The sequence below is a fragment of the bacterium genome (assembly GCA_030247525.1).
Taxonomy (GTDB): Bacteria; Electryoneota; JAOADG01; order JAOADG01; family JAOADG01; genus JAOTSC01.
In genome coordinates, this window is the sequence record JAOTSC010000070.1 from 1 (window position 1) to 17,384 (window position 17,384).

A 17,384-nucleotide genomic window follows, 5' to 3' on the forward strand; every position below is an offset into this window, starting at 1 on the left:
CATTCTTTCCGCCAGTTTTTCGCTTCCGGTAAATTCGATCCAGAACTGTTTTCGGTGTAAGAAGAGGTAAATGGTTGATGCTAACAAAGCGAGACAAAAAACAACCCCGGTAAACTTCACGAAGGGGGACGACCACGGTTCCTGCCACGGACTCATCGATGAATAGCCAAAAGCAATCAATGCTTCCCGCAGCGTAATCTCCGGGGCGTGGCGGAACCCAATCGGATGTCCGTAGAATTCGATCCGTTGCAACCACAACGGCAGCGTTAACAGGAAGGCAAACAGCTCAACCATTGCCGCTTTAATAAATCCAATCAATCGATTCGCTTCCCCGAACCAAATCGCGAAAATCACCATCGGCCAGAGCGTTAACGCCGGTAGCTTGGCATAGACGCCGAACGCCAACAAACCACCCCACACAAACAACTGGAGCCAACCCAAGCGACGGCGGGCAGCGACAGTTGTACAGGCAAAAAACGCGCCGACAAATAACGCCATCAGCGCATCGTTATTGACGGTAACTGATGCCGGAAGCCCCGCCCCGAGCAAGCTGCCGCCAAGTAGAATCGGGGTGCGCCACTGTGGATTCGGGACAAATGCGAGCAAAAACCCTAACCCAACGATCCAACATCCCAATGAGAATAGTCGAATCATCCGTTCCGGGTGCGATACAGTTCCGACTGCTTTCAGGAGAAATGCCGAGAGCTGGTAATAGAGCGGCGGTTGCCAGTATTCCGCGCCACCGGTTGCGAGGGCAGCTTCGTCGACGTACTGCAATTTCTGTAAGGGGATGCTTCCGACGTCGCGTTGATAGAGGATATGGTGGAAATGGGATAGCTCGTCGTTGAAGGCGGGTAGTGGATTGGTTACATCGGATTGCAATGGAGCAGCGAGGATCAACCATAGCCGCAACAGCAATCCTATGACTGCTGCAGTGATGGCGTAGGTTGGAATGTTGTTGCTCTTTTTCATTCGTTTCTTCTTTGGGGCGTATGCCATACGCCGCTGCCGAGAACGTACGTCGGACATTACCTTCGGTGAGCCGCAAGGCGGGTTCCTGTCCGACGGGCGAAAAGTGATGATCGACAGACAAGAGTGTCTGTCGTACGGGCGACCCAGTGGGTCTGCCCCTACACCTTACACCTTACACCTTACACCTTTCCCCCTACACCCTTCACCTGATTTCGGCAACCGGCGCTTGTTTCGTGTAATCGATTTCACTGCCACGCATACTGTGGGGGATCAAATAGACTGCCATCATTACCGCCATCGCAGCAACTGCGAACCAACGGTTTTTCCGGTCGTCGCTCTTCCGCAATCGCCAATAAGCAATCACCCAGACCAAAACCATCACGGCGGTTTTATTGTCGGTCAAATCTTCGCCAAACGGCCAACCGGTCCAATAGGCATCGAAGGCAAATTTCTGTACTATCGGTCCTAAAATAAGACCACCGATCACTAACAATATCAAAGTGATTAGGGTTCGCTTAACTAATCTCTCGCCGGCGAAGGCGGCCAGCATCACCCGGGTACCGAATAACATACCGATAAACATCGCTAAGACATGGGGAAAGAGGACATACACCGGCACCCCACCGCGAAAGCGAGTAACCACATCGGTGTGGCCTTCCGGTGCGACCGCTGTGACGTTCCCCCGAGTCAATTTCACAAAGTACTCGATTTTTCCCGCCGGGGGTTGGTGGGGCAGCTCGGCGTATAAAAAATCCTGTTCCGGTTTTCCCGCTGGGAAGAAATGTTTCCCGACAAACACAGACGGCCCGGTCATTTCCTTTACCGTTTCTTTGGACAGACTCTTTTGCAGTAACGGGAGTTCCTGCCACTGGTCGTGGGATTTATAGCGCTTCCAAACCACAACACCAGTTACTGTAGTATCGGTAATCGGTAACAAAACCGGTTGATTTCCTGCGCCGCCATGGGAGCGCAAGAGATAATAGGGTACCGACACCCCTCCAACTTTCACGATGCCACTCACCGGATAAGTTGGTCCCGTGCGCCGTTGATAATACGCCGATGCCAGCATTATGATAAATGCCAGCAGCCAAAGCAAAATGGAACGAGTTTTTGTTCGATTTGCCACGGTATCTCCCCCAATTACTCCCCATTCAAAGGAACTGATCTTATTCCAAAAACGCCTCAATTTTCGAAATAGGATTTGTCAATTTCGATAAATCGCAAAAAAGTAAAATAAGCAATTGTTACTACGAGGACACCATGACTTGGTTAGACGAATACGTCGAACGATTGTTTGACGACGAAGAACTTCCCGACTTGGATGAATTTGCCGAGGAGCAGGGAATTGCCGCATCCGAACTCAAGAATATCGATAGCGGGCTCTTGCACGACGCCGTGATGCGCAAATTCAAACGGGAAGTAGCGACCGCACTGCCGAAACTGGGTGGCGCACTGTTAGAGAAGGGATTGCGGGGCGACATTCCAGCAATCCGGTTGCTCATGAGTCTTGCGAAACCGGAAACCGCGAAAGGAAAAGTCGATGACCCGATGGAAACCTACCGCGACCTCTAACGGTCACACCCCGCTCATGAGAGATGAGTTGCGGGAATTGAAAAAACACTCGGAGCGATTTGTCGGCGATTACGGGTGGACCGATCACCCGACCCGCGGACTCACCCGGTACCCCGTGTTCCCTACCTCGCCCGGCTCTTTGCTGCGCTCGACGCAGAGCCGCGGCTTCTCGTTCTAAAGAGCCGCCAAGTACTCGCCAGTTGGACCGTGGCGGGTTGGCTGCTCCATCGAGCGCTCTATCACGGGCCTGCCGAATGTATGATCCTATCCAAAGAACAACGTTCCGCCGAAGAGTTGCTGCGCCGGATTGCCAAATTGATCGCCCATTTGCCGCAATGGATGGCGGTGCGAATGGAGATGAGCCGCAAACAACTCTATCTGCCAAAAGTCCGTTCACGCATATTCACGCTGCCGACAGTGCCGGAAGCGGTGCGGTTGTATACCCCGACGATTGTCGTCTGGGATGAGATGGCGTTTACCCGTGACGCCGAGCGGTTGTGGGAAGCGCTCTCCCCGGCGCTCGACTCCTCTGCCCGTTTTGTCGGGATCATCACGCCTAATGGACGGTTTTGTCTGTTTGGCAGGTTGGTGGAGCAGGCGTCGCAAACCGGGTTTGCCGTCCATCGTATCCATTACCGCGAACGCGCCGACCGTGGCGAAACCTGGAAACGCGAAAAGATGCGGGAATTGTCCGATGCGGAATGGCGGCGAGAATACGAACTATCCTTAGAAGAAAACAACGGTCTTCGCGTTATCGAGAGCTTCTCAGCTACCGTTCATCTGTTGCAAAAAGCACTCTCTAAAGCAGATATAGCCCGAGCGAAACGGAAGTTCCGAGCAATCGATTACGGATATCGCACGCCGGTAGTACTATGGTTGGCTGAGGTAGCGCCAGAAGAGATCGTTGTCTTCGATGAATGGATCGGTGACAATGCCACCCGCGATGAACTTCTGCTCACAATTCAGGAACGCGACAAAAAGTGGAATCTGAAAGAAAAGGATTTCGCTTGGACGGCGTGCGATCCTGCCGGCGCGCAGGCGAGCGACACCGGAGTTCCAATCGTCGATTTTCTGAACGGTTCCGGCATTAAACTGGTGTATCGGAAATCGCGGATCGAAGATGGACTCGACTTGCTCCGGATGTTGTTCCGCTCCGCCGATGGAACGGTACGGATGAAGTTGTCGCCATCCTGTCAACGATTAATCATCGACCTCGAATCGTATGCCTACGACGAACGAACCGGGAAACCAATCAAGGGGATTCACGACCACTCGGTCGATGCGTTACGATACTTTGCGTTGGCATACCATGCCCCGTCACCTGCCACCATCCGCAGCCGGGTCGCTGGTTCGGCGCGGCGGTAGAAATTGGTGTAAGGTGAAGGGTGAAAGGTGTAGGGGCAGACCCTTTGGGTCGCCCGGTGCGTGCTGGGTAGGGGCGGGCTCCCACGCCCTGACAGGCGTCCCCGCCTGTATCGTAGGGGAGTCCGGCGGACTCCCGCACAGATAATGGGCGTATGCCATACGCCCCTACTGTCTGCATGGTGGCTACGGGTTTCCAAACCCGTGAATTCGGGCACAATCGTTTGGCATTGCAAGTAAAAATATTTCGGTTTTACGAATACATTTTTCGCCTAAAACCGTTGGAAGTTACCGCGCAATCGTTTATTATTAGACTTGATGATACACAACAACCCCCCTTCCACCGCCAACGGTCAATCCGCCGACCCCGAAACCACCCAACGCGAACGGTGGCGAATCTGCCATTCGGAAGCTGACCGTCTTGCAAAACAGGGCGAAACTGAACAAGCCTTTGCCCTCCTCGACACAATAATCTCAGAAGCGACTGCCGCCGGCGATGATGAAGTGCGCTATCACTCCCAAGTCTTTTATGGAATGGTGCTAACGACCGTTGGACAAATAGAGCGGGCGTACAAGTTGTTGTCTGATGCGCTGCCCTACTACGAAGCAAAAGAGAATAACGACTTGGGTACCATCTTGGGGACGATCGGCAACATCTTTCGGATGCGCGGTTTAATTGAGGACGCATTAGCAAATTACAATCGTGCCTTCGCAATTTTCGAGAAAACCGGCAACATTGAGTTACTGATATCGATGAAAGGCAACATCGGAGGAGTGTTTTCGGAGCGGGGGCGATTTGCGGATGCTGAGCCAGTGTTACGGGAAACGATCCAGATTGCGCTTGATAACGCGAGTTATAGCAACGCTATCGGCTATCTAACCGATTTAGCCCGTATCATGTTGTCGACGAATCGAGTCGATGATGCCTTGGTAGTTTTACAGGAAGCAAAAACATATCTGCCGCACGCAGTGAGTACCCGGGCTAAAGGGTTACTCTTCAGCGCGTTTGGCATCGCTTTTGGTATGAAGAATGAATGGCATAGCGCACTGGAAGCGAACGAAATTGCGCTCGAGGTGTACCGCCGATTAGGTGAACGCCGACTATTAGGTATCACACTGATGAACTCGGCGCAATCGTTTCTGGCATTAAACGATATCGACAGTGCCGAAGCCAATATCCGGGAGTCGTTGGAAATTCACCGGCAAATGCAAAACTTCCGTTCGCTTGCCTTCTCATTGACGAACCTTGCCGCCATCGTACAATATCGGGGAAATCTTGAAGAAGCTTACCATATCCTGCACGAAGCGCTGAAACTCTTTCAAAATTTGCAGTATCCCATCGAAACGGGAATCATCTCTTCGACTATCGGACGATTGCTTACTGAAACCGGTGAATTAGGCGAGGCAAAATCACACCACGAGCAAGCGCTAACCTACATCCGCTCGACGAAAAATCGCTCTCAATATGAAATGGTGTTGTTGCGGAATATGGAAACCAGTGTCATCATGCGGTGTTGGGATGATGTTGCCCGGATTATCGAGGAGTTCCAATCGATTGACTTACCGAGTATCACGCCACCCACCTACCATGCGATTTGTATGCAAGGATGGCAGCATTTATCGAATTGGTTGCAAACCGGTAAGACACCGGAAAAACGTCGGGAAGTCCTGTCGATCTTTTCGCAAATAGTAATGGAGTTGCCGGAAGCGAACTGGGGCATTTTTCACGACAGTGCAACTTCATATCACATGTTTCGCAGTGAGTTACTTCGTAACGGTTTTACCGAGGAGGAGTTATCGTTTCTGCAGCAAGCGAATCTTGACAAAGGTCCTTCCACGTGACAACTGAACCCGTTCGCACCGTTTCCAGTGCAATTCGAGAATTGCTTGACGACGCCAGCAAGGAACGCAACGCCGGTAATAATTTGAAAGCGTTTGATCTGGCGCAACTTGCCATCGATCTGGCACGGCAATGTGGGGATGAGACCATTCTCAGTGAAGCGCTCATTCTGCGCAGTCGGATCGATCATGATTGCAGCGAATTCGACCGGTCCGCCGAAGCGTTGCAGGAAGCTCGTGCACTGGCGCAGAGATTAGAAAACCCGTTAACCGAAGCGCGGATACTCAATAATCTTTCTAACATCCACCGGATTCAAGGAAACATCGAGCTTTCGACTTCGATGAGCCGTGAAGCTTATGCCCGGTTTTACAATGCCGGCGATAAGCGCAGCGCGGCAGTGGTGCTCGCAAACATGGGTATCACGAATCTCGAAAGCGGGTGGTTGGATCAGGCTGAGACATTATTGCGCGATGCGATCGAAGTTTTGATTGAGTTGGGAGATAACGATCAAGCGGCAAATTTCCTTGCCGATTTGGCGAAAATTCCCATGCAGCGCGGGCAGGAAACGGCAACGTTGGAATGGCTCCGGCAATCGCTTCTGTATGCCAGGAAAGCAAACAACGTGAAGCGGGAGAGCGTCACATTAGCGACCCTCGGTCTTGCTCATCTTTACTTTTATCATTGGAAGACTGCGGTCGAAGTGCTGACACCGGTCATCGAACAATTCCGCAACTATGGCGACCACCGATTCGAAAGTATTGCACTGTCGAATTTAGGAGCTGCATATCTGTTAGGTGGTGAAATCAATCAAGCTGAAGTTGCCGTGCAACATGCGTTGACCTTGCAACAATCGATAAAAAACCGCCGCTCGGTAGCAATCTCACTTGGTCATTTAGCGACGATTTCGCTACTCCGCGGGAATATTGCCGAAGCTGATGAATATTTGACACAAACGCGCAGTATTCATCGTGAGATCGGCGAAACCAAAATCGTGGCGGAAGCCACCATCCGGATTGCTGAATTACGGTTTATGACTGGAAACGTCGCCGAAGCATGGCGGGAATTGCATGATAGCATTACCATTCTCCGTGGCATCAAACCGGTGGATTTCTTCTTGTATGCGTTAGGGATCGCAGTCGAATTTGCCGTGAGAACGGACGAAGCAATCGCTGCCGAAACGTATTGGCGGGAATTATCGGCGATGGCGATTAGCAATGACACAAAAACTTCGCGTGGCGAGTTGAATTTTGCTTCGCTGTGGCGAAATGCCGGCAGATTGAAAGCCAATCCGGGCAATAGCTCGATTCAATCGGCACTCGTTTCCGATTTTCCCCTTGTTACCGCTTCCAGCATTGAATTCGAGTTAGGGCGCGAGAGTTTGTTAGGAAATAGAATTACTCGACTTTATGAGTATATCCTTGCGGCGGGGGTACCGGATCACCTATTATCACTTCCAATGCATTGGAAAACAGGAGTTACTACAAGTGGACCCGTCTGAACTCATCAAATCGGGCGAGTTGCTATACCAACAAGGGCGTACGAGCGCTGCGATCGCGATTTATCGCCAAGCGCTTGTTATCGCATGTACCGACGGGGCAAAGCAATTGGAAGCGCAGGGGTGTCAAGCGCTGGCGATTGCTGAAACCGAACTCGGACAAATGGAAGATGCCTTTCTCCATTTTCAAAAAGCGTTGACGATTTATCAGGAACTCGGTTCGGAAAACGATGCCGCGATTGTCTTGATGAATCTTGCTGATCATCACCGTTCCCAGTGCCGTTACGAATCTGCTTACGAAACCAATTTGAGCGCGTTAGCGATATTCCGGAAAACCGGAGACCGTGAACATGAAGCGCTTACTCTCCGCAATCTCTCCGCCTTATATAGTGGGCTCGGCAAATGGGAGGAAGCATATCCCTATTTTCAACAGGCGCTGGCAATTCTGCGCGAGATTGGTAAGACCAAGCAGGAGATAAGTCTACTCGCAGATTTTGCAAAACTGTTACAGCGTAGCTCTCATTTTGGCGAAGCATACGATTGTTTGCTGCAGGCACACGCCTTAGCCCGTGAGTATGGCGACCGCCGTCTGGAAGGGATTACACTGGGAAATATTGGCATTATCCTTGCCGAACATGGTGACTTGCAATTGGCGCGCGAAAAACTGGTAGGGGCATTAGCAATCAATCGTGAAACATCGGGGAAGCATCACGAAGCGATTGTACTAAACAATCTTGCTAATGTCTTGAGCAAATTGGGGGAGATTGACGAAGCGTTAGCGATTCTCGAACAAGCGCGGAAAATTCAAAGTGAAATTGGTAATGCCCGTGCTGAGGCCATAATTCTCGGTAATATTGCGAGTTTGGAACACTGTCAAGGCAGATTTGAGGAAGCATATCACACGTATCATCAAGCACTTGAAATTCATCGCAATGTGAAGAACCGCCAGTTTGAAGGAATCGTGATTGGCAATTTAGCTGAGTTGTTAAGCGCGCAAGGCCAGGTTGATGAGGCGCTCGATTGTTACCGGCAAGCCTTGGCAATCCATCGTGAACAACGTCACCACGATAAATTGATTACTCATCTCTGCCTTTACTCTAAATTGTTAATGTCGTTGCATCGATTTGTCGACGCCGAGGCGGCGATGATCGAGGCCGGTGATATCCTTAAAAACGTTAGCAGTCCGTTTGCCCGCTTAACTTACTATCTTGCTCGCGGCGAGTATCTGATTGCTACGGCAAACATCACACCGTTGGTCCCCTCTTTGAAGCAGGTTCCGAAAGCCGAGACATATTCTAAACTGGATCGGGCGATACAAGAGTACTTCAATGCATCGGCATTAATCGAACGACTCGGTTTACTGGAAAGTTCCACCTATACCTCGAGTTTTGTACAGTTTCGGAACGCATTGATAACCAGTGGCATATCTGACGAGCAGTTACCGTTGCCGCGAAGTTGGAGTGGTGAACTCATAAGTCGGTTGCGTCCCCAAGAAATCGAGCGTTAATGAAAGCCTCTGACCATTTTTTGGAAGCGCTCCTTATTCGACGTCAATTGAAACAGGAATACTCAATTGGTCGTAGTGATGCGCCACTCGCGGAATTTTTACGCGAGCACGACCGTTGGGAACAAGCCGAAAACCATTTACGGGAAGCGGCAATGATTGCCGAGTCCGAATCGGATGTTCGCTTGGCTGCCGATGCCCGTTCCGAGCTTGCGCTTCATTATCTTGATGTCCATCTTTCCGATGATGCGTTTATTCAGTTTGAAGCCGCCCTCACCCATCTTGTTCAAGCGCCCGACGAAAAACTGGAAGCAAAAATCCACACCAACCTTGCAAACCTTTACCGGATGCAAGGGCGGATGACGGAGGCACATGAACACAGTTTGTTGGCATTAGATCAGTTCCGCAAACTGGGAAATCGTCGGAACGAAGTAATCGTGTTGGGGAATTTATACGCGATTCTTATCGAATTACACCGACCCGAAGAAGCGTTGCCCTATCTATTGCAGGTACTCGAGTACTATCGTGAATCGAAGGATCGGGTGCGGGAGGGGATTGCCTTAGGCGATTTTGCTACCGTAATGCAATTGTTGGGTAGATATGAAGAAGCGAGAGCTGCTTACCTTTCCGCAATTGCGATTGCCCATGAGACGAACGACCGTCCAGCGGAAGGTATCGCTATCGGCACCTATGCAATCTTTCTCTTGGATCGAGGCTCATACGAGGAGAGCTATCAGCTGTTTCAGAGCGCTTTGAATATTCACGTATCGACTGGCGACGAACGGTTTCAAGGAATCACACTTGGAAACCTCGCAAATCTAATCAATATGCACGGTGATGCGTATGCTGCACATGAGTATTATCTCCAGTCGTTGGAATTGCACCGCCGTACCGGTGACCGGTTGTCGGAAGCGATTGTACTTGCCGGATTGGCTGACAACATGCACAATCAGAAACGTTATTTAGAGTCAAGGAAGCATTACAATCACGCTCTGGACATCATTCGCAACGTCGGCGACGAAGTATTGGAGGGAACAATCACGTGTGAAATCGGTGAGTTGGAAATGGATCAAGGAAATTTCACCGACGCACACCATTACTTCGAGCACGGCTGCGAATTTCTGCGCAAAGCGGGCGATTTACAACAACGCCATCTTCAGCTATGCCACTATACCGAATTGTGCCTATTATCGGGAAAGCATGAGCAGGCAGAGGAGTTGTTTAGCGAAGCGAGCGAACTAGCAAACGACAAATTACCGCCAATCGATTTAATTCTCGATCATGTATTGCGCAGTCAATTCGCTTTGGCGAGCCCGTCATCGATTTCAAAACAGCACAACTCCATCAAAGGATCGCTAACCGCAGCTCTTGCCGAGTACCGGGCAGCAGCGGGACTGATTCAGCGTTACCGGGTCAGCCAAAACACCTCCCGAACCCGCAGTTTCAGCAGACTCCGCCAGAAGTTGCAAAGATTAAACATCCCCGAAATCGACATTTCCCTACCAAACCATTGGTGAAATATATCACGATCTTGTCGCCCTTTCTACATCCTTAGCACAACTTTCTTTCAAATATCTCTTTTTGTCTTGCGCTCGCCCAAATTTTTCCGTTATTTGAATAGAGAGGGTTCATCCGAAAGGAGGGGTCCAATGAAAAACGTAAAAATGTTTGAGGCGGTGCGCGAGGGTAACCTCCCCCACCTGAAGTTAGCGCTGACCGAAGGCGCAAATCTAAACGCAGAAGCCGATGGCGGTCGAACGCCGTTGCACCTTGCCGCGAAACGCGGTTTCCGCGATATTGTGGAATACCTGTTGACCGCCGGTGCCAAGGTCGATGCGACCGACCATAACCTCACAACGCCACTACACAAAGCTGTGGAACGCGGCAATCATCAAATCGCCGAACTCCTTCTCAAAAAAGGTGCTAATGTGCATGCCCGCGATTTAGCCGGGAGTACACCGCTCCATCTGGCTGCCCGGGAAGGACGCTTGCATAATGTGAAGCTGTTGCTGGAATATGGTGCAGCGGTGAATGCGATCGATGGTGAAGGAAAAACACCGTTAGCCCGTGCGAAAGAATATGTTCATGCACCGGAAATGCTGAACCCACTGGTGGAAGTGCTGCTCCGGTTTGGTGCGAAAATGGCGGTGAACGGCAGTTCGGTTATCGTCTAACCGGAATGATTCGTTCGACTACGAATGGTTCGACATCGAACGTATCACTTCTCTATCTTGGAGAGGTGAACAATGATTCGTGTAATCCCCGCCGCACAGCGGCACTCGGCTGACTTTGGCTGGTTACAGACCAACTGGCTGTTTTCGTTTGATCAATATTACGATCCTAATAATCTGCAATTCGGCAATCTGCGAGTCTTCAACGACGACGTGGTACAGCCGCAGACCGGATTTGGCACGCATCCCCACCGTGAGATGGAAATCGTCACGATTGTCCTGTCAGGCGCAGTTACCCATCAGGACAGCATGGGGAATCATACCAAGATTAGCGCCGGTGAAGTACAGCGGATGACCGCCGGCGCCGGAATAACTCATTCCGAATACAACCGCGAATCGGTGCCGCTCCACCTCTATCAAATCTGGTTTCCTCCCCATACCCGACGGCTTGTCCCCTCATACGAGCAACAACCGTTTGAAGCGAGTAAACTCAAAAATGCATTGCACCGGGTCGTGAGTGGTAACGAAGATGAAGGATTAATCAAGATTCACGCCCATGCGTCGATCTACTTGTCCCAACTCGATCCCGGCGTTACGGTAGAGCATAACTTGGCTACCCAGCGTGGAGCGTTTGTGTATGTTACGGAAGGGGTGTTGGACGTGAACGGCATTCATTTGACGAAAACCGATCAAGCCCGAATCGAAGAGGAACCGCTGGTACGAATCACAGCTGCCGAAGCAAGCCGCTTCATTCTTATCGATGTCGATCTCGCTGAGTAGTATCGGAAAAACGGTGAAAAACAGTTTACTGGGGGCGGGTTGCCGCGGTTGCCAAGTTGCTTTTCCATCGAGATCACAGTAATTTGTTTTGATGAAAAGCAATCCCAATAGGCGATAACAGCGGCGAAATGATTAGTATCCTTTTTTGGTGTCTGTTAGGCATTCTCTTACTGGTCTATATCGGTTACCCCATCGTCGTGGTGGTAATCGGTTTGTTGCGTCCCAGCCCCCGCAAAATTCCCTACGAAAAACTGCCAAAAGTAGCCATCGTCGTTGCCGCCCACAACGAAGAAGAAGTCATCGGCGAGAAGCTCAATAATCTACTCAAACTCGATTACCCGCCGGAGTTGTTGGAGATTATCGTCGCTTCCGACGGCTCTACCGACCGTACGAACGAAATCACCGAATCGTATAGCGTGACCGAGCCCCGCATCCGCTTAATGAAAATGGAGCCCCGCGGCGGAAAAACGCCAGCGATGAATCGCGCATTGCACTTCACTGATGCCGAAATCGTCGTATTTACCGACGCCGAACCGATAATCGATCGAATGGCATTGCGGTATCTCGTGCCGCACTTTGCTAATCCGGAAGTTGGTGTCGTCTGTGGTAACTCGCTCTATGGGAAAGGCGAAAACTACAAAGGTTCGGAACAGGAACGGATTTATTGGCGGGTTGAGAACTGGATAAAATTAGCGGAAAGCAATGCGTTTCGTTTACCGATCGGTGGAATTGGCGATCTCTTTGCCGTTCGAAGAAACTGTGCTGAAGAATTGCCGGCGAATATCAACCACGACATGATGCTGGTACTGCGGATTCGGGCGAAAGGGATGTTGGTATTATTGGAACCGAATGCGTGTGCGTATGCGAAAGGCAGCCGAAAAGTAGTCACTGAGTACCGCCGGAAAGTGCGCATTGTCTTTCGCGCAGCGTATTCGCTCTGGTGGGCAAGAAAAATATTAAATCCTGTTAAACATCCGATGCTGTTTATCCAACTACTGTTCCACAAATTACTCCGTTGGTTAAGTGGACTCTGGTTTTTCCCACTGTTGCCGCTCTCCTACCTACTGAAGGATGAGGGTGTTTTCTATAATGTAACGTTTTGGGGAATGGCGGTATTCTTCGGCGCAACATTATTAGGGTTGATTGCCAGCAAATTGCACATCCGGTTAGGGCCACTCGGCATTCCCTTTTATGTGTCCGCAGTCTTTGTTGCAGCGCTGCATGGGCTTACCCGCCTGCTAATCGACCGTCCGAAAGAGACTTGGACAATTGTCCGCAATCAGGATGTGTAATCTATTTTTTCAGCCAATGGCTCTTCCGGAAGTAGTATAGCATCGCGACCACTACGACAAACATCAGAAACATCGACGCCCAGAATCCCCACGGTTCACCAATCCACGGCATTTTAACGAAATTCATTCCAAAGATTCCCGTGATTACAGTTAATGGCAACAATAACGCAGCAGCGATGGAGAGCTGTTTCGTGATGAAGTTTGTACGATTGGCGATTAGTGTAAGATTCACTTCCAACGCATCGGAGAGCGATTCGCGATGGGTCGCGGTGTATTCGTACAATCGCACGATATGGTCGTGGGCATCGCGGAAATAAACGCGGGTTGTTGGTGTGATGCCGACGAGATACTCGTGGGATAACCGGAAGAACAGCTCGCGTTCCAACAAGGCAATTTTTCCGATTCGTCGAAGATGGCGGCGAAACTGGAAAATCATATCAAGCGTATTGTTGGTAAAGTCATACAACAGTCGGCTTTCCAGCTCAGTGGTCACATTTTCCCACACTTCGAGCAGCGCAATCGAATCATCGATCAATTTGTCGCACAACCGGTACAATAACTCATCCGGTGAGATTGGTGTTTTCACTCGCTGCGCCTGAATCTCCTGTATCATCCAATCCGCCGGACTATTTTTATTGGAGTGGGTAAGCAGAAAACCGTCGCCGATAAATGCATGCAGCCGGACATCTTTTAGCGGAAGATTCAACCGCCGCTTGAAATCTATCCGGTGCATCTCCTCGATATGCATACCATGCAGTACGATGAACGTTACATTGTCATACACTTCGACTTTTGGCAGCTGCATCCGCGAAAAGCAATCCTCAATCGCGAGCGGGTGCAGATGGAAACGATCACTCAATCCATCCAAGGAATGGTGGTCGCTGCTGGTCACATGAACCCATACCGGCGCTTGGGTATCCGGTTCGCAGGGGTGCGGCGGGTCATTCTCCGATAAGGCGAACCATTGTATGACTGTGGCAATTGTTCCCGGTTTTTCCGGCTCGTTCATTTCATCCTCCCGATACCTCCCTAACGTACACTATTCTTCTCTTCACCGAAAGGCATTCCCCATGAGTGAATCGAAATTTCCTATTCCACCGGCACGGGTCGGCGGTTCGCCCCGTAATGCGATGAAACGTCAATTCGCCCCACTGTTACATGTTATGCATAGCGCGGGCGGTGGTAATGAACAAGCCCCCGGCGATCCGGTGCAAGCTTATACTTCCTCGTCGAAACCGTTTTTCCGGGGATCGGATAAGAGCAATTTCCCCGGGCCGTTGGAAGCGGGTTTTCGTTACACCGGCGGGAATCGCGCCGAATTCTACCGCTACTTGCGTGACCGGCTGCCAATCGTATCGGCGGGGGTGTGGGCGTGGGTGCATCTCTGTGCGACGTCGCTCGAGCGGCGGTTCGATGGTCCAACCTATGCGAGAAAGCAAGCGGAACAACTCCTCGATGCGATGGAAGCACGGATGCAGCCATATCCCGGCTATCGCGCCTTCGACCGGTTGACCGAAGCGCTCTTCCTCGAATTATTTACGTTGGGACGGTGTGCGGCGGAAATTCTACCATTACCCGATTTAAGCGGCATTGCCGGCGTCAGTTTTCTCGATCCCTACCGCGTGCATTTCGGCAGCCACAACAAGCAATATTTCCAAATCGACGAAAATCATCTCATCCCCGTGATTCCCGAACGATTTTTCTATGCAGTATTGCAACACGACCCATCGCAACCGGGCGGCATCGAACCGCTCGCGACCTTGCCATTCGTGCTTGCTATTGAGAGTCAATTGGTGGAAGACATGGCGCTCACGAGTCACAACGTCGGAGCGCCGCGGTTACAGGTGAAAGTAACGCCGCCACAACGCGAACCGAGTGAATCGGCGGAAGAGTATGAGTCGCGGGTAGGGAGATATTTCGATGATACCGTGAGCGGATTTGCGAAACTCGATCCCGACGACAATCTCTTTACGTGGAATGATGTCGAAGTGACGGTGATCGGTGGAGATGGGATGCAGAAAAGCAATTGGCGGATCAATCGTCAGGAAGTGATCGAAGATGTCGTTACCGGATTGAAATTGTTTCCGTGGGTACTGGGACGCAGCCACGGTACGACGAAGAATTGGGTGCAGGCGCAATTCAATATGCTGATGCATATTGTCGGAACACTGCAATTGCGCGGCTTGCAACTCGCCGAACGACTGGCGAATACAGAGCTGGCGTTGCGCGGCAACCCAACCCGCGTCCGCTTCTCCTTTACCCCGCACACTGACCCGTTCGCATTGCAACATGAGCAGGCATTTTCCTTGAAAGTAGATACGCTGCTCAAATTGGTCGCGAATGGTTACCTCACCAAAGAACAAGCGCACCTGCAATTAGGCAATCGGCAATAGGGGATGGGCAATGGGGGAAAGGTGCAGGGTGAAAGGTTAAGTAGGGACAGACGCCCCTGTCTGTCCGTGAGTGGCAACTGACGTTGAGTAGGGGCTTGATTCATCAAGCCCGACAAATTACGGGATCGATAAATCGAACCCCTACAACCGGGCGCAAGCGTTTGCGCCCCTACAAATGGGCGTATTGCAATACGCCCCTACTCCACTTGCTTCACAATGGGTGCGGAGACATTTCCACCAATTCGTTGAAGAAGAACATCTTCGCGCAGACCCGGTGGAATGTCTTGAATAATGCGATCAAAGGCATCGGTATCGCCAATCCATGCCCGCACTTCATAATACATAGCGGGACTATAGCGCACGACACTGGTGTGGGTGAAATTGGTGGTATTCGCGCCAAACGTCGCCCAGAGATATTGCCACGGTTCGGCACCATCGTCGCGATAGAAAATGAGGTATCGTTCGACCGTAATGGGGTAGCCGGATAAGGAAGTATCGACCCGCGCCCAAGCAAGCAAAGCATCTTCCCCTTGCAAAGTCACAGTAAGATTGCCGGGGGTCGCCGGAACGATCCCGATAGTGAAATTCGCATCGGAAGTGTCGCCAATCGCGGGATTCTCCACCGACGTAATCCGTATCCGCGCACTATTGGTATAGGGACCGGTCACCGTCCATGGTTGAGAACTATCATTGGGGGTATTGGCAAACAACATCTCCCAAGCAATACTGGGATAACTTCGATTCAATTCGATATTAACGTTGCCATTGATAGTTGCTGAACTCCAACGAATCGTGTCAACAGAACCAATGGGAATTGAAAAAGTATTGTTTGGGTATGTGATAGAAATATGTCGAATAGCAAGTGAACAATCGTAAATTCCCAAACCGGAAGAGTTTTCTGCAGTATAGACGAAATTACCGGAGATTGTTACACCTCTATGATCACCAATAGAGGAAGTGCGGCCGTAGAACCCATCTTCTCGCGGATTTGTAGGATTGCTGATATTAATTATCCGTAAGCCGCTACTTTCATCGGCAACGTATGCGTAATCACCCAATATGGCCACGCCCCTTGCATATCCGAGCGTATTGTAGAATCCTACTTGATTTGGATACATAGGATTACTGATGTTAATAATCCGTAAACCGTCATTACCATTGGCAACATAGCAATAATTACCCGAAACGGCTACTCTTTCTGCACCAAACATGGAATTACTGGAACCGACTAATTGCGGATTTACCGGATCACTGATGTTGATAATCCCAAAACTGGAATAGCCAGCAATGTAGGCATAATTACCAACGACAGCCACGCTTCTACCATGATAATCGCGGAATCCTACCACTTGTGGATTGGCCGGATTGCTAACATCAATAATCCTAAGTCCTACACCTTCGACGGCAACATAAGCGTATATACCCGATACGGCCACGCCACTTACCCATGGCGTATTGACGAATCCTACTTGATATGGATACATAGGATTACTGATGTTAATTATCCGTAAACCATAATCTAAATCAGCGACATAGGCTAAGTTGCTCGATACAACAACATCAAAAGCATAGCCGAGGGTATCGTAGAATCCTACCTGTTGCGGGTTTGCCGGGTTGTTTATGTCGATAATGCGTAATCCTGAAGTTCCATCGGCAACATATGCGTAGTTTCCAGAAACAGCCACAGCGTCAGCATAACCCGGAGTATCGTAGTAACCCACTCTTCTGACATTGAGACTATCTTGTGCGAGAGCTGAGAGGGAAAGTAAGAGAATTGTGAGGATGGAAAGAAGTGTGCGCATAGTGGTCTCCCGTTAGGAGGTTCGTTAGGTCATGAGAAATTTGATAGTAAAAAATACACTCCCTTCTCCCCGCCATCAAGTCATTTTCCCCAAAAATGAAAAATATTTCTTTGGTAGTAGTGGGGGGGCTATGGGAGCAAGGGTACCGACAGGTCTCCAGACCTGTTTTTATTGATTCTTTTTTTTTATACAGGTCTGGAG

14 protein-coding genes are annotated in these 17,384 nt (G+C 50.4%); 10 read left to right on the forward strand and 4 right to left on the reverse strand.

Translation table 11 applies throughout. The features are described from left to right. Together OEM52_07910 and OEM52_07915 are read right to left on the reverse strand one after the other, a co-directional pair. Window positions 1-999, reverse strand: a 999-nt coding sequence (locus OEM52_07910; GenBank protein MDK9700053.1) for a hypothetical protein, incomplete at its 3' end; no start/stop codon positions are given. Between the two features lie 175 nt (window positions 1,000-1,174). Further along, window positions 1,175-2,098, reverse strand: coding sequence for a hypothetical protein (locus tag OEM52_07915; protein ID MDK9700054.1), 924 nt, complete (start codon window positions 2,096-2,098; stop codon window positions 1,175-1,177). Between the two features lie 134 nt (window positions 2,099-2,232). On the opposite strand from OEM52_07915, the gene OEM52_07920 reads away from it, so the two are divergent. From OEM52_07920 to OEM52_07960, 9 genes are all read left to right on the forward strand, one after another. Beyond that, a complete protein-coding gene (locus OEM52_07920) occupies window positions 2,233-2,544 on the forward strand; it encodes a hypothetical protein (protein ID MDK9700055.1) in 312 nt (103 codons plus the stop codon). 75 nt (window positions 2,545-2,619) lie between these two features. After that, window positions 2,620-3,909: a hypothetical protein gene (locus OEM52_07925; protein MDK9700056.1), complete on the forward strand. Its 1,290-nt coding sequence runs from the start codon at window positions 2,620-2,622 to the stop codon at window positions 3,907-3,909. A gap of 315 nt (window positions 3,910-4,224) precedes the next feature. Then, window positions 4,225-5,748 (forward strand): tetratricopeptide repeat protein, encoded by a 1,524-nt coding sequence (locus OEM52_07930; protein ID MDK9700057.1) that lies wholly within the window; start codon window positions 4,225-4,227, stop codon window positions 5,746-5,748. Next, on the forward strand, window positions 5,745-7,244 hold the full coding sequence (locus OEM52_07935; protein MDK9700058.1) for a tetratricopeptide repeat protein: 1,500 nt from the start codon (window positions 5,745-5,747) through the stop codon (window positions 7,242-7,244). Before OEM52_07930 ends, OEM52_07935 begins: the two co-directional genes overlap by 4 nt. After that, window positions 7,231-8,748 carry a tetratricopeptide repeat protein gene (locus tag OEM52_07940; protein MDK9700059.1) on the forward strand — a complete coding sequence of 506 codons (1,518 nt, stop codon included), beginning with the start codon at window positions 7,231-7,233 and terminating at the stop codon, window positions 8,746-8,748. The genes OEM52_07935 and OEM52_07940 overlap by 14 nt, the downstream gene beginning before the upstream one ends. Further along, complete coding sequence (locus OEM52_07945; protein ID MDK9700060.1) at window positions 8,748-10,262, forward strand: tetratricopeptide repeat protein; 1,515 nt, start codon at window positions 8,748-8,750, stop codon at window positions 10,260-10,262. Before OEM52_07940 ends, OEM52_07945 begins: the two co-directional genes overlap by 1 nt. Window positions 10,263-10,394: 132 nt before the next feature. After that, window positions 10,395-10,919 (forward strand): ankyrin repeat domain-containing protein, encoded by a 525-nt coding sequence (locus tag OEM52_07950; GenBank protein ID MDK9700061.1) that lies wholly within the window; start codon window positions 10,395-10,397, stop codon window positions 10,917-10,919. A 72-nt stretch (window positions 10,920-10,991) separates the two neighbouring features. Beyond that, window positions 10,992-11,696 (forward strand): pirin family protein, encoded by a 705-nt coding sequence (locus OEM52_07955; protein MDK9700062.1) that lies wholly within the window; start codon window positions 10,992-10,994, stop codon window positions 11,694-11,696. Between the two features lie 128 nt (window positions 11,697-11,824). Beyond that, window positions 11,825-12,988, forward strand: coding sequence for a glycosyltransferase family 2 protein (locus OEM52_07960; GenBank protein MDK9700063.1), 1,164 nt, complete (start codon window positions 11,825-11,827; stop codon window positions 12,986-12,988). 1 nt (window position 12,989) lies between these two features. Here the strand turns inward: OEM52_07960 and OEM52_07965 are convergent, their stop codons facing one another. Next, window positions 12,990-13,997: a magnesium transporter CorA family protein gene (locus OEM52_07965; GenBank protein ID MDK9700064.1), complete on the reverse strand. Its 1,008-nt coding sequence runs from the start codon at window positions 13,995-13,997 to the stop codon at window positions 12,990-12,992. 61 nt (window positions 13,998-14,058) lie between these two features. Between OEM52_07965 and OEM52_07970 the strand changes: the two genes are divergently transcribed. Further along, entirely contained in the window at window positions 14,059-15,381 is a 1,323-nt protein-coding gene (locus tag OEM52_07970) for a hypothetical protein (protein MDK9700065.1), read from the forward strand. A gap of 197 nt (window positions 15,382-15,578) precedes the next feature. Here the strand turns inward: OEM52_07970 and OEM52_07975 are convergent, their stop codons facing one another. After that, window positions 15,579-17,183: a hypothetical protein gene (locus OEM52_07975; protein MDK9700066.1), complete on the reverse strand. Its 1,605-nt coding sequence runs from the start codon at window positions 17,181-17,183 to the stop codon at window positions 15,579-15,581. Window positions 17,184-17,384 lie beyond the last annotated feature (201 nt).

Coding starts and splice junctions, on each gene's coding strand:
- OEM52_07945 (MDK9700060.1), top strand. CDS start 8,748: ATGAAAGCCTCTGACCATTTTTTGGAAGCGCTCCTTATTCGACGTCAA.
- OEM52_07975 (MDK9700066.1), bottom strand. CDS start 17,183: ATGCGCACACTTCTTTCCATCCTCACAATTCTCTTACTTTCCCTCTCA.
- OEM52_07950 (MDK9700061.1), top strand. CDS start 10,395: ATGAAAAACGTAAAAATGTTTGAGGCGGTGCGCGAGGGTAACCTCCCC.
- OEM52_07965 (MDK9700064.1), bottom strand. CDS start 13,997: ATGAACGAGCCGGAAAAACCGGGAACAATTGCCACAGTCATACAATGG.
- OEM52_07960 (MDK9700063.1), top strand. CDS start 11,825: ATGATTAGTATCCTTTTTTGGTGTCTGTTAGGCATTCTCTTACTGGTC.
- OEM52_07930 (MDK9700057.1), top strand. CDS start 4,225: ATGATACACAACAACCCCCCTTCCACCGCCAACGGTCAATCCGCCGAC.
- OEM52_07920 (MDK9700055.1), top strand. CDS start 2,233: ATGACTTGGTTAGACGAATACGTCGAACGATTGTTTGACGACGAAGAA.
- OEM52_07970 (MDK9700065.1), top strand. CDS start 14,059: ATGAGTGAATCGAAATTTCCTATTCCACCGGCACGGGTCGGCGGTTCG.
- OEM52_07955 (MDK9700062.1), top strand. CDS start 10,992: ATGATTCGTGTAATCCCCGCCGCACAGCGGCACTCGGCTGACTTTGGC.